Source organism: Bacillus sp. PK3-067 (assembly GCF_056738645.1).
The window spans coordinates 4627661-4640867 of record NZ_CP096490.1 but is presented as its reverse complement, the minus strand read 5'-3'; the positions used below and the strand labels follow the sequence as shown (position 1 = coordinate 4640867).

The window sequence follows — 13207 nt, the reverse complement described above, 5'->3', positions numbered from 1 at the left end:
TTATGAAATGAAAATATATCGGCGCATTTCGAAATATATCAGCGATTATTAAAATATATCGACTTACCGACAGAAACCGACAATAAATAAAAGGAGGCTATTCAAAAACGAGCCTCCTTTTCGTTTAGTACAAAGATTTTGTCATATTATTCCGAATAATTTCAAGGGATTTCGCTACAGTTAATGCGTTTTTTTCTTCAATTTCTGGTTTACGGGGGATAGGTTTATACATGTTGTCTGGATCTTCCCATGTGAGGGGAAGTTCTGTTTCTGCTTGTCCTTTCCAAGCTTCAATCCATTCTGGAGGGAGATAACCTGAGATGTTTTGGATGTTGTTCATTTCGAGCCAAATGAGTGCCCAAGCTCTTGGAACGACGCGCCAGTGATCATAGCCACCGCCACCGACAGCGATCCAGCGACCGTCGCAATATTCATTTGCAATTTCACGAGCGAGCTTCGGTATTTCACGGTAAATATTCATTGTCGCACAAAGATGTGTAAGTGGGTCATAATAATGTGCGTCAGCACCATTTTGCGTTAAAATAATATCCGGTTTAAAGTACGCTGCAACTTCTTTTACAACAGTTCGATATGATTTTAAGAACGATTCATCTTCTGTAAAAGCATCGAGTGGAACGTTAAAAGAATAACTATAGCCATTACCTTGTCCGCGTTCATTTACAGCGCCAGTTCCAGGAAATAAATAGCGACCAGTTTCATGTAATGAAATTGTGCATACGTTAGGGTCATCATAAAACGACCACTGTACGCCATCACCGTGATGAGCATCTGTATCAATATATAAGACGCGTAAACCGTATTTCTTTTGAATATATTTCATTGCGATAGAACTGTCGTTATAAATACAAAAGCCAGATGCTTTGCCGCGAAAGCCGTGATGTAAGCCGCCGCCCAAATTAAGTGCGTGCTTTACTTTCCCAGAAAGAACAGCATCGACAGCTGTTAATGTACCACCAACGAGCAATGCGCTTGCTTCGTGCATATTTGGGAACATCGGTGTATCTTCTGTTCCGAGTCCATAGGACATTGCAATTGATTTTTCTAACTTTCCTTCTCCAGCACGTTTTACCGCATTTATGTACTCCTCTGTATGAACGTAGGCGATTTCTTCATCTGTAGCCGTCCGTGGTGAGATGATTTGAGAGGGAGAGATGAAACCGCCCTTTTGTAATAAATCATACGTAAGTGTGACGCGCAGTTGGTTAAAAGGATGATCAGGGCTAAATGAATAGCCCCGGAAGTCATCCGAATAAATAAACGCGCTACTCATGCCTGCATCCCCATGATGTTTGGCCATAATACGCGGTAGCCTTCTGCTTCAAGTGCATCAATCACTTTTAGAGGATTCATCGTTTGAATGCGGAAAACGAGTACTTTATCATTCTCATCTTTTGCTGGATAGACGAGAACGCTCACGATATTTATTTGTAAATCACTAAAAATAGCAACGACTTTTCCAAGAATACCAGGTTCGTTTTTTACTTGAATTTCAATTTGCGAACTTGGTTGATGTGCTCCTGTTAATTTTACTAACGTGTGTAATACTGTAGATTCAGAAATGATTCCAACTAACTTCCCGGCCTTTGTAACAGGAAGACAGCCAATTTTATTTTCAAAAAATAAAGTAGCAATTTCCTCAACGAAATCGAGAGGATGGCAAGTCATAACAGGATGTTTCATAATAAGTTCGAGCGGTTGCTGTAGCATATCGAGTGAAACTTGTTCATCTAGAATAGACGGACTTGCATCTCTTACATCCCGATCAGAAATAATGCCTACGACGTGATTATTTTGATCGACAATTGGAATGTGCCGAATGCCTTTCGTGCGTATCGTTCGGATTGCTGTTTCGATTGTATCGTTTGGATGTAATGTAACTACATTTTGATTCATAATTTCTTCTACAATCATTCCAGTTGCCCCCTTTATTAATACATAAAACGATTGTGAAAACGTAGACGATCAAAAGCTTGAATAGAATCCGTATCAACGCGTTTACCGATGCGGACCATTAAACAGTTGGCAGGATGTGAACAAATTTCAGGATCGTCTGTAGCCATCCATTGTAACCCGCCAGCATTCATCATTTTCTCCATTACTTTTCGGTATTCCCACACATTCAATCCTGTTTGTTTCAAATCCCAGTGCCAATAATATTCAGTCGTCAATATAATGTAATCTTCCATATAATCGTCCATCATAGAAACCTCTAGTAAGTTCTTTCCGACAGAACTCCCGCGGAAGGCTGGGACTACTTCAATTGCCCCAAGCTCAATTAAGTTTTCCATTTTTCCTTCTGACCATCGTTCAAGTGGATCAGGATACAAGTATGTAACATATCCAACAATTGTTTGGTCATGTCTAGCAATAATGAGACGAGCTTCTGGTAATTTAGAAATTTCGACAATTGCTTTATATTGTTGCTCGGCAGGACGAAACGCAATTAAGTCTGGATGAAACTCATACATTTCTAAGTTATGTGTAGAGACAGGACCTTCAATAATTAAAGTGCCTTTCGCTGTTTTTAAGTTTCTAGCATTATATATTTTTTTATGAATCAATGTATTGCTCACCACCTTGAGGGTTTGTGAATCTATTAATATCGTACTTTATAATATATGCGATGTGAATCGAAATTTGTCATTAAAAATTTGTCTAAAAATCAACAAATATACTGAAAATTTTAAATAATGTCATTATAATAGATAATAGAATACATAGGAGGGGGATGTAAAGTATGAAAGTAGAAACGCTTCCTGTCATTAAAGGAGAAAATAATTTGCCGAATTATGATGAGGCATACGCGAATTTTAACTGGGAAGAGGTTAATAAAAACTTTACTTGGAATGAAACAGGCCGAGTAAATATGGCGTATGAGGCAATTGATAAGCATGCGAAATCCGATCGAAAGAATAAAGTAGCTCTTTATTATCAAGATGGATCGCGAAAAGAGAAATATACATTTAAGGAAATGAAGGATTTTTCTAATAAAGCAGGAAACGTCCTTAAGAATTATGGCGATGTAGAAAAAGGCGATCGCGTTTTTATTTTTATGCCACGTTCTCCAGAGTTATATTTCGCACTTTTAGGTGCAGTGAAATTAGGAGCAATTGTTGGACCGCTATTTGAAGCATTTATGGAAGGCGCAGTTCGCGATCGCTTAGAAGATAGCGAAGCAAAGGTGTTAATTACAACGCCTGAATTATTAGAGCGCGTACCATTAAATGATTTACCGGCTTTAAAAACAGTTTTCCTTGTTGGAGATAATGTAGAAGAAGGCGGTAAAACGGTAGCGTTCAATCCGTTATTTGAACAAGCTTCAAAAGAATTACATATTGAATGGTTAGGCCGTGAAGACGGTTTGATTCTACATTACACGTCTGGTTCTACTGGTAAGCCAAAAGGTGTGCTTCATGCGCAAAACGCAATGGTTCAGCACTATCAAACGGCGAAGTGGGTATTAGATTTAAAAGAAGACGATGTATATTGGTGTACTGCTGACCCGGGCTGGGTAACTGGAACAGCTTACGGTATTTTCGCACCGTGGTTAGTTGGAGCGTCAAATGTTATTTTAGGTGGACGCTTTAGTCCAGAAGCTTGGTATGAAGCACTGCAAGATTACGGTGTGACGGTTTGGTACAGCGCACCAACAGCATTCCGTATGTTAATGGGAGCTGGACAAGACGCAATTAAAAAATATGACTTATCACAAGTTCGTCACGTATTAAGCGTTGGTGAGCCGTTAAATCCAGAAGTAATTCGCTGGGGTATGAATGCATTTGGACTTCGTATTCATGATACGTGGTGGATGACAGAAACAGGTGGACAAGTAATTTGTAACTACCCTTGTATGGAAATCCGTCCAGGTTCAATGGGTAAACCAATTCCAGGTGTGAAAGCAGCGATTGTTGATAATGAAGGAAATGAAGTGCCTCCTTACACAATGGGTAACTTAGCAATTGCGAAAGGTTGGCCATCTATGATGCGCGGGATCTGGAATAACCAGCAAAAATATGAATCTTATTTCATGCCGGGAGATTGGTACGTATCAGGTGACTCTGCTTATATGGATGAAGATGGATACTTCTGGTTCCAAGGACGTATTGACGATGTAATTATGACGTCAGGTGAGCGCGTTGGTCCGTTTGAAGTAGAAAGTAAATTAATCGAGCATGCTGCTGTTGCAGAAGCTGGTGTAATTGGTATTCCTGATCCGGTGCGCGGCGAAATTATTAAAGCATTTATCGCACTTCGAGCAGGATACGAACCATCTGATGAATTAAAAGAAGAAATTCGTCAATTTGTAAAGAAAGGCCTAGCAGCTCATGCAGCGCCACGACAAATTGAATTTAGAGATAAATTACCGAAAACGAGAAGTGGTAAAATTATGCGCCGCGTATTAAAAGCGTGGGAGCTGAATTTACCAACAGGTGACTTATCAACGATGGAAGATTAAGAGGGAAAGGTCTGAACGAAAAATGTTCAGGCCTTTCTTTTTTATGATATCATGAACTTGTATATATAAGTTAAAGGGGATAGTATGATGAAAACAGAAAAGGAAAAGATGATACTAGGAGAAATGTACATACCGGCTGATCCAGTTTTAGTACAAGAAAGAGAGCAAGCACGTATATTAACGAGAAAATTAAATGATACGCCAGAAGAGCAATTGAAAGAGCGTAGCGAAATCGTAAAAGAATTATTCGGAACGACAGGAGATAATATTCATCTTGAATCTTCTTTTAGATGTGATTACGGCTATAACATTCATGTCGGTGAAAATTTTTACGCGAACTTTGACTGTACGATTTTAGACGTATGCCCGGTAACAATCGGAGTGAACTGTATGTTAGCTCCAGGTGTTCACATTTATACAGCAACGCACCCACTTGATCCGGTAGAGCGTATAAGCGGATCAGAATACGGAAAACCAGTTACAATTGGCGATAACGTATGGATTGGCGGAAGAGCAATTATTAATCCAGGTGTAACAATTGGAGACAATGCGGTAATCGCATCTGGTGCTGTCGTAACGAAAGATGTGCCTAATAATGTAGTAGTTGGCGGGAATCCTGCAAAGATTATAAAAAAACTAAAATAATATTTGAACGAAGTGCCTTCCTCGTCTGTATACATTTATGAAAGAATAGATGAGGGAGGCTTTTATATGTCTAATAAATTACTTCTTGCTTTTGCTTTACTTGGAATTATAGTCGTATTTTCTTGTGGTCTTTTCTTACCGATACCAATTGGATATAGAGTATCAATGCTTACAGCTGGAGTTATAATGAGTGTTCTGTTTTCAATCATTATTCCATTTGATAGAAAACATATAGTACGGAAAAATGGATATAAAATTGATTTTACAAAAACAAAAGTGTATTTTCGCTGGAATGTATTTGACACTATTTCTGTCTGCCTTGCGTTGTATGCATGCATATGTGTGCAAGCGTTAAATACTTTAGTTGCAATGGGATTTACGATTCAAAACCCATATGTGCAATTTTTTACAAATCAATCACAATTGTGGATTTTTATTGCGATTGCATATTTAATTTCCCGTATTTCATTAACGTTAAAAGGAATAAAGGAGATCAAAAATCATGGCGCAGATTGGGATTGAGGAGGAGCTCATGCTTGCGTATCAAAGTGGAGATAAACAAGCGGGAGAAAGACTATATGTTTTAATCAAACCAGCGCTATACACATTTTTATATCGATTTAACCGAGATGAACAATTAAGTATCGATCTTGTGCAAGATACGTTTTTGACGCTAGAGCGTAAGAAAAATATGTATGAACTTGAAAAAGGTAAAATAAAAACGTATTTATTTCAAATTGGTTATCGTCTTATGATTAATAAATTAAATAGGAGAAAAAAGTGGCGTACGCTTTTGCCATTTTTAGTGCCGATTCCGGAAAAAGAATTTTCTCACGAAGATCGGCTCACAGTAAGAGAAGCAATTTTGAAAGTTCCAGAAGAGCAAAGAGCGGTCCTAATCCTTTCTTATTATCATGACATGCAGCAAAAAGAAATTGCAGAGATATTAAACATTCCGATTGGAACGGTGAAATCGAGACTTCATAACGGGATAAAGAAATTGAAACAATTGCTGGAGGTGGACGAAATTGAGCGAAAATCCCTTTAAGAGTGAATATAAGTTAAAGCAACATTTAGATAGTGATCATGTAGAAATACCAGACTTTCCAAAAACGGTAAGTCGATTCGATCGATTAATCGGGTTTCTTGGTTCCCCAACGAAAGATCCTGTGGAGGCGACCATTGGGAATGATTTATCGATTGTGTTTCATGTATCGTTATTAGTTGGGGTTCCAATTCTTTCTCTTATTACGATACTCTTTATGGTGTTGTAAAGGATTGACAAGAAGGGAAACCTGACCTCTATTTGACATGCCTATATAAATGATGGTATAAAGAAAAGTATATGAATAATTGAGCGTGGAAAGGGAGAAGTAGTGATCATTTCCCTGTTTTAGAGAGCTGATGGCCGGTGAAAATCAGCACATAGATGATCGCGAATTACGCCCCTAGAGCATCTTTTTTCGATTGAATTGTATTCAAAAGGGAAAAGACGGTGCTAAGCCGTTATGTAAATAAGGTGGTAGGCTTTTTTTGCCTGCAACTAGGGTGGTAACGCGATAATCAAAATCGTCCCTTATTTGAAGGGGCGATTTTTTTATGTTTTCAACCTTCACGCCAGTAATGAACTTAAAGGAGAGTATGTAGGATATGGGTATTTTACAAGATCTTGAATTTCGCGGTCTAATTAATCAGCAAACAGATGCTGAGGGACTTGAGCAATTATTAGAAAAAGAAAGCGTTAAATTATACTGTGGTTTCGATCCGACAGCAGATAGCTTACACATTGGTCATATGTTACCAGTATTAATGTTACGTCGTTTCCAATTAGCTGGTCACCAACCAATTGCACTTGTTGGCGGTGGCACTGGTATGATCGGTGACCCAAGTGGTAAAAAAGCAGAGCGTACATTAAATACGAAAGATACAGTTGCTTACTACACAGAAAGCATTAAAAACCAACTTTCAAACTTCTTAGAGTTTGAAAACGTGGACAACCCAGCAACAATGGCTAACAACTATGATTGGCTTGGTAACTTAGATGTAATTTCATTCTTACGCGATATCGGTAAAAACTTCGGTTTAAACTATATGTTAGCAAAAGATACAGTAGCATCTCGTTTAGAAACTGGTATTTCATTCACTGAGTTCAGTTACATGATTTTACAATCATACGACTTCTTAAACTTATACCAACACCATAATTGTCGCCTACAAATCGGTGGTAGTGACCAATGGGGTAACATTACAGCGGGTCTTGAATTAATCCGTAAATCAGAAGAAGATGCGAAAGCATTCGGTTTAACAATTCCACTTGTTACTAAATCTGACGGTACGAAGTTTGGTAAAACAGAAGGTGGCGCAATTTGGTTAGACCCAGAGAAAACAACTCCTTACGAGTTCTACCAATTCTGGATTAACACAGATGACCGCGATGTTGTTAAATACTTAAAATACTTCACATTCTTATCTCATGAAGAAATTCTTGAGCTTGAAAAGCAAGTAGCTGAAGCGCCAGAAAAACGTGCAGCACAAAAAGCATTAGGTTCTGAAATGACAAAACTTGTTCACGGTGAAGAAGCATTAGAGCAAGCAATCAAAATTTCAGCTGCATTATTCAGCGGTTCTGTAGCAGAACTAACTGCAAGCGAAATCGAACAAGGATTCAAAGACGTACCATCTGTAGAACGTACTGCAGAAGATACAGTATTAATCGACTTACTTGTAGAAAGTAAAATCTCTCCATCAAAACGTCAAGCACGTGAAGATGTAACGAACGGCGCAATCTACGTAAACGGTGAGCGTATACAAGCGTTAGACTACGTTGTAACAGAAAACGACCGCATCGAGGGTAAATTCACAATCATTCGCCGCGGTAAAAAGAAATATTTCTTAATTCGTTACTAATTAGAAACGAATATAAACAAATAATACCCCGAATTATAGGCTGAAAAGTTTATGATTCGGGGTTTTTTATGTATGGATTTAAATCGCCGGATCTTTTTTTGAAAATAGAATATAAAGAATTAATATGAGCATATAAAGTAAACTAACTAGCATAACGATAAATGCTGTTGGATAAAATTTTGCTGCATATATAAAGAAATCGATTTGATAAATATCTTGGTAATTTGAAACGGTGCCTTTGAAGTAATTCGTAAACTTAGCGCTATATTTCCATTCATCAGGATTATCTATTAAATTACTCCCTTGATACCAACTCATCAGTGCTGAAGTAATAAATAGCATAAATGAACTTCCGAGTTGAACCATTTGGTTTATTGTCAAAAAGAATCCACCTCCTATTTAATGGTTATTATAGCGTGCATTCATAGGCCTGTAACCTTTTTGTTGTAATCTCCTTTTCGAGTTCATACGGAAATCACATGTAAGCGGTATGATAAATGTATAACAAATAGAAAGGAGTGGTAAAACAAAATGTCACTAGAAGCGCTCATTATTTTTTCTTTGCTAAATGCGGGTCAGCTTGCAGAGAATTCGAAGGTGGATGTACATAAAGAGCAGAAAGATGCTTATGTATATGTTCAAAAAGAGGAAAATAAATAATTTTATTTTATATATAAACGAAAAAAGCCAATCCACAGGATTGGCTTTTTGTCATTAACGAGAGTAGAACTCTACGATTAATGCTTCGTTGATTTCAGCTGGTAACTCAGCACGCTCAGCGTGACGAGTGTAAGTAGCTTCTAATTTGTCAGCATCGAAAGTTAAGTATTCTGGTACGAAGTTGTTAACTTCGATCGCTTCTTTAACAACAACAAGGCTGTTAGATTTTTCGCGAACGCTGATAGTTTGACCAGGTTTTACACGGTAAGATGGGATATCTACGCGAGCGCCATCAACCATGATGTGACCGTGGTTTACTAATTGGCGAGCTGCACGACGAGTGCGAGCTAAGCCCATACGGTAAACTAAGTTGTCAAGACGAGCTTCAAGAAGGATCATGAAGTTTTCGCCGTGCTTACCAGGCATTTTACCTGCTTGGTCAAATGTGCGACGGAATTGACGCTCAGTCATGCCGTACATGTGACGAAGTTTTTGTTTCTCTTGTAATTGTAAACCGTATTCTGAAAGTTTCTTACGTTGGTTAGGACCGTGAGGACCTGGTGCGTAAGGGCGTTTTTCTAATTCTTTTCCTGTGCCGCTTAGAGAGATTCCAAGACGACGAGACAGTTTCCAAGCTGGACCTGTATAACGAGCCATAGTTGACTCCTCCTTTAAAAATGTTTTTATTTACGTAAAATAAAAACAGACGTAATCGATATTTACGGGCATTTTGTTTTCATGTACCTTCGCTCCAGCAGCAGGGAGTTACGAGATACACCTCCGTAGAGGAACAAAATACAAACGATAAACTCACATTACAAGGCTGCCTTTTTATTTTACACAAACGCTATTATATCTTTTACCCAGAGTTTCGTCAAGCGAGTACGTTTTTGTTTTATGCATATAAATTTTGGAAATTAATATAAGAAGGAATTTAAAACAATATAGAAGAAGAGATAGAAACACAAATAAAACGCTTACATGAAATGAAGGAAAACGTTCATCAAATTTTTATGGATGAATATGCGGCAATAAAAACATAAGGGGGATGTTTTTATGAAAAAGAAGCATATGGAGACAGCGTTAATTCATTACGGTTATACACCTGAGGAACATAAAGGAAGTTTAACACCACCTTTATTTCAAACTTCTACATTTACATTTGAGACTGCGCAGCAAGGAGAGGCGAGTTTTGCGGGAGTGGATCCATCTTATATTTACTCACGGCTTGGAAATCCAACTGTGAAATTATTTGAAGAACGTATGGCGGTGTTAGAAGGAGGAGAAGAAGCACTTGCCTTCGGATCTGGTATGGCAGCTATTTCAGCAACGTTAATCGGTTTTCTAAAAGCTGGAGATCATATTATTTGTTCAAATGGATTATATGGATGCACGTACGGTTTTTTAGAAGTGTTAGAAGAAAAATTTATGATTACGCATTCGTTTTGTGATATGGAGACAGAGGTTGATATTGAAAATAAAATTCGCCCAAATACAAAGCTTATTTTCGTTGAAACACCGATTAATCCGACAATGAAATTAATTGATTTAAAACAAGTGATTCGGGTTGCAAAGCGAAATGGCTTACTTGTTATTGTTGATAATACATTTTGTTCACCTTATTTACAAAGACCGCTTGAGCTTGGCTGTGACGCTGTTGTGCATAGTGCGACAAAATATATTGGTGGTCACGGTGACGTTGTAGCAGGCGTAACAATTTGTAAAACGAAAGCATTAGCTGAAAAGATTCGCCCGATGCGAAAGGATATCGGCGGTATTATGGCACCGTTTGATGCGTGGTTATTATTACGCGGGTTAAAGACGTTAGCAGTAAGAATGGATCGTCATTGTGATAATGCAGAAAAAATTGTATCGTTCCTAAGAAAACATGATGCGGTAGAAGGTGTTTGGTATCCAGAAGGGGAGTTAGCATCTCGTCAAATGAAACGCGGGGGCGGTGTTATTTCTTTTTCAGTAAAAGGCGGAAAAGAAGAGACGCAAGCGTTTATTAATGATCTTCACTTTATTACAATTGCGGTGAGTTTAGGAGATACAGAAACGTTAATTCAGCATCCAGCAACGATGACGCACGCTGCGATTCCAGCTGAACTAAGAAAAGAAATGGGCATTTTCGATAATTTAATACGCTTATCAGTCGGTTTAGAATCGTGGGAGGATATCGTTTCTGATTTAGAGCAGGCATTAAAGAAAATATCTACTGTAAATCAATGAAAAAAGAGTGAGCTATCGGTTTTGTACAGGGCGTACTAAATCGATAACTCGCTCTTTTCTTTTTACATATGTTTTAGGAGTGTTTCCACAAACTTTTCTAAATAGCGCTGATCTACTTCATCAAAACGATTCTTTTCAGGACTATCAATGTCAAGTACACCAATGACAGCTCCTTCTTTCACAATCGGTACAACGATTTCTGAATTAGAAGCACTATCGCAAGCGATGTGACCTGGGAATTGGTGAACGTCTGCTACAAGCTGTGTTGTTTTCGTTTCAGCTGCTACGCCGCAAACGCCTCGTCCAAATGGAATGCGTACGCAAGCAGGCATTCCTTGGAACGGTCCAAGGACAAGCTGATTTCCTTCTGTTAGGTAAAAGCCAACCCAATTAACGCGATCTAAAAATTGGTTTAATAATGCGGACGCATTTGATAAGTTTGCGACTACGTTTGATTCGCCAGTTAATAACGCATCCAGTTGTTTAATTACTGTCTCATATTGCTGCACGCGAGATCCTGCATAACTTTCTTTAGTAAACATGGAAACAGCTCCTTTTTTATCGAGATGTGTAAAATATTAGCAAAATACGATGTATTTCACATGACTTTGTCGATAGAAAATTAAAGGAATTTGTCTTAAAAGTCAAGAAATTTAAACTATAGCTGTTCAGTGAGGGGAAGTGAGCGCATGAAGCAGACGAAACAAAAAGTAATTGATGCGGCAATATCGTTGTTTAATACGAAAGGGTATGATGGAACATCGGTGCGAGACATTGCAAAGCGAGCGGATGTGAATGTAGCGAATATTTCATATTATTTTGCTGGGAAGCAAGGTTTATTAGAACAGCTTATTACTGATTTTTTAGAAGGATATATTCATGTGATTGAAATGTCGTTTGAACAGAGAGAGTATTTGTCGGCTAAAGATGTGATGGTGCAAATGGTGCGCGGGATTTTACGATATCAATTTGAAAATAGAGAACTAACACGTTTCTTCTACCGAGAGCTTTCGCTTGATACGACATTAATTCGTGAAGTGATGACCGTTTATTTTTCTAAAGAAAGATATTATATAGAACAAATGATTAGACAAGGACAAATGAAAAAAGAATTTCAGAAAGTATCATTTACAATGTTTATGACGCAATTAAAAGGTATGATAAATATGCCGTTTTTATATCCACAATATATATCAGAAGTACTGCATTCTTTCCCGTCTGAGACATTTTTCATAGAAATGTACACGAAAGAGATTGAGCAATGGATGGGACAAGCATTATGTAAGGCGAATATGTACCATGAATGGCCAAGAGCTGTTCATATGTGAAGAATCCCCACCTAACGAACTGAGGTGGGGATTTTTATGTTTACTTTTCTTTGCCATAAATTGTTACATAATAGCGCTATAATTGTTAATGCAGCTCCAGCGATTTCAATTTTATCGACTGTATAACCTCGAAAGATAGAACCGATCAGTGCAAGGATAGGAACTAAATTCATAAATAATATGCCGTTAATAGATGAAATATAGCGATTTCCCATATTCCAGCAAAATACAGCGATAACGCCTGCGATAATCGACATATAAAAGAGCTCAAAACGAACGCTCACAACTGTACGCAGTGACGGCATAGTAACTATATTTGTGTACGTTAAGAAAGTAACAATAACGATGAGTGAAATGGAGCCAAATAAACAAGTTAATGTCGTGTACCTAAGTGGTGACCAAGATTGAAAACGAGCACCCCCGTTTGTATAAATGACCCAGCAAGTAACGCCGCATAGCATCAATATATTTGTTGATAAGTGGCTTGCAGCTCCAAATAGTAATTCAATATTTCCTTTTGAAATGACAAGCATAACGCCAAGTAATGCAACGAACATACAAAGGAATGTATAGTTTTGTGGGCGGCGATTTTGGGTTATCCATTGCAGTGATAAGGCAATCAGTGGCATAAGGGATTGAATCATAGCTGCATGGATTGCTCCGGAAGGTCCGGCAAGTTGCTGTCCGTAGAAAACGAGAAAACCATACCCCGCGAAACCGACTGTCCCGTAAAAGAATAGAGAAAGTGTTCTTTTTTCTAAGCGGAGTGAAGTCTTTCCTTCAGTAATTAATAGCAAAATAAGAAAAATAATAGCTGCTGATCCATAGCGAAGCGTTGTGAAGAAGAATGGATCGATAAATTGCAGAGCACTTGCCATTACAGGAAACATAAATCCCCAGGCAGTGACGGCGAGTAAGCATAGAAAGGATCCGAGTAGCATTTGTTTTTTGTTCAAGA

At 38.1% G+C, this 13207-nt stretch carries 16 protein-coding genes and 1 other annotated feature; of the genes, 9 read left to right on the top strand and 7 right to left on the bottom strand.

Annotated features, from left to right (window positions below):
- Positions 1-124: 124 nt before the first annotated feature.
- Genes acuC through acuA form a run of 3 tightly spaced genes read right to left on the bottom strand, consistent with a single transcriptional unit; the run spans position 125 to position 2582 of the window.
- Positions 125-1291 carry an acetoin utilization protein AcuC gene (gene acuC / locus M1D73_RS23895; RefSeq protein WP_000092830.1) on the bottom strand — a complete coding sequence of 389 codons (1167 nt, stop codon included), beginning with the start codon at positions 1289-1291 and terminating at the stop codon, positions 125-127.
- A complete protein-coding gene (locus M1D73_RS23890) occupies positions 1288-1932 on the bottom strand; it encodes an acetoin utilization AcuB family protein (RefSeq protein ID WP_000634583.1) in 645 nt (214 codons plus the stop codon). The genes acuC and M1D73_RS23890 overlap by 4 nt, the downstream gene beginning before the upstream one ends.
- Before the next feature lie 17 nt (positions 1933-1949).
- Complete coding sequence (acuA, locus tag M1D73_RS23885) at positions 1950-2582, bottom strand: acetoin utilization protein acetyltransferase AcuA (protein ID WP_000581388.1); 633 nt, start codon at positions 2580-2582, stop codon at positions 1950-1952.
- A 176-nt stretch (positions 2583-2758) separates the two neighbouring features.
- Here acuA and acsA point away from each other — a divergent pair, with 176 nt between their 5' ends.
- The 6 genes from acsA (at position 2759) to tyrS (ending at position 8029) form a co-directional block, all read left to right on the top strand.
- Positions 2759-4477, top strand: a complete 1719-nt coding sequence (gene acsA, locus M1D73_RS23880; protein WP_000862049.1) for an acetate--CoA ligase — start codon at positions 2759-2761, stop codon at positions 4475-4477.
- Positions 4478-4561: 84 nt separating this feature from the next.
- On the top strand, positions 4562-5122 hold the full coding sequence (locus M1D73_RS23875) for a maltose acetyltransferase domain-containing protein (protein ID WP_002026426.1): 561 nt from the start codon (positions 4562-4564) through the stop codon (positions 5120-5122).
- Positions 5123-5188: 66 nt separating this feature from the next.
- Positions 5189-5644, top strand: a complete 456-nt coding sequence (locus M1D73_RS23870) for a hypothetical protein (protein WP_078186239.1) — start codon at positions 5189-5191, stop codon at positions 5642-5644.
- The gene (locus tag M1D73_RS23865; RefSeq protein ID WP_481157970.1) at positions 5625-6170 is read left to right on the top strand and encodes an RNA polymerase sigma factor; all 546 of its coding nucleotides are present in this window, start codon (positions 5625-5627) and stop codon (positions 6168-6170) included. The genes M1D73_RS23870 and M1D73_RS23865 overlap by 20 nt, the downstream gene beginning before the upstream one ends.
- On the top strand, positions 6151-6396 hold the full coding sequence (locus M1D73_RS23860; protein ID WP_001293787.1) for a hypothetical protein: 246 nt from the start codon (positions 6151-6153) through the stop codon (positions 6394-6396). Before M1D73_RS23865 ends, M1D73_RS23860 begins: the two co-directional genes overlap by 20 nt.
- A 77-nt stretch (positions 6397-6473) precedes the next feature.
- Positions 6474-6702, top strand: a binding site (T-box leader).
- 70 nt (positions 6703-6772) lie between these two features.
- A complete protein-coding gene (gene tyrS, locus M1D73_RS23855; protein WP_000512080.1) occupies positions 6773-8029 on the top strand; it encodes a tyrosine--tRNA ligase in 1257 nt (418 codons plus the stop codon).
- Between the two features lie 78 nt (positions 8030-8107).
- On the opposite strand, the gene M1D73_RS23850 is transcribed toward tyrS, so the two are convergent.
- Complete coding sequence (locus tag M1D73_RS23850; RefSeq protein WP_002198228.1) at positions 8108-8395, bottom strand: YjdJ family protein; 288 nt, start codon at positions 8393-8395, stop codon at positions 8108-8110.
- Between the two features lie 165 nt (positions 8396-8560).
- On the opposite strand from M1D73_RS23850, the gene M1D73_RS23845 reads away from it, so the two are divergent.
- On the top strand, positions 8561-8689 hold the full coding sequence (locus M1D73_RS23845; protein WP_000050944.1) for a hypothetical protein: 129 nt from the start codon (positions 8561-8563) through the stop codon (positions 8687-8689).
- A gap of 54 nt (positions 8690-8743) precedes the next feature.
- Here M1D73_RS23845 and rpsD read toward each other — a convergent pair whose 3' ends face one another.
- The gene (gene rpsD / locus M1D73_RS23840) at positions 8744-9346 is read right to left on the bottom strand and encodes a 30S ribosomal protein S4 (RefSeq protein ID WP_000135315.1); all 603 of its coding nucleotides are present in this window, start codon (positions 9344-9346) and stop codon (positions 8744-8746) included.
- A 399-nt stretch (positions 9347-9745) separates the two neighbouring features.
- On the opposite strand from rpsD, the gene megL reads away from it, so the two are divergent.
- Complete coding sequence (gene megL / locus M1D73_RS23835) at positions 9746-10921, top strand: methionine gamma-lyase (protein WP_000726616.1); 1176 nt, start codon at positions 9746-9748, stop codon at positions 10919-10921.
- 62 nt (positions 10922-10983) lie between these two features.
- On the opposite strand, the gene M1D73_RS23830 is transcribed toward megL, so the two are convergent.
- Entirely contained in the window at positions 10984-11463 is a 480-nt protein-coding gene (locus tag M1D73_RS23830) for a GAF domain-containing protein (RefSeq protein ID WP_121868108.1), read from the bottom strand.
- Between the two features lie 147 nt (positions 11464-11610).
- Here M1D73_RS23830 and refZ point away from each other — a divergent pair, with 147 nt between their 5' ends.
- The gene (gene refZ / locus M1D73_RS23825) at positions 11611-12249 is read left to right on the top strand and encodes a forespore capture DNA-binding protein RefZ (RefSeq protein ID WP_121868107.1); all 639 of its coding nucleotides are present in this window, start codon (positions 11611-11613) and stop codon (positions 12247-12249) included.
- 11 nt (positions 12250-12260) lie between these two features.
- Here refZ and M1D73_RS23820 read toward each other — a convergent pair whose 3' ends face one another.
- Positions 12261-13205 carry a DMT family transporter gene (locus M1D73_RS23820; RefSeq protein ID WP_061457762.1) on the bottom strand — a complete coding sequence of 315 codons (945 nt, stop codon included), beginning with the start codon at positions 13203-13205 and terminating at the stop codon, positions 12261-12263.
- Between the last annotated feature and the right edge of the window lie 2 nt (positions 13206-13207).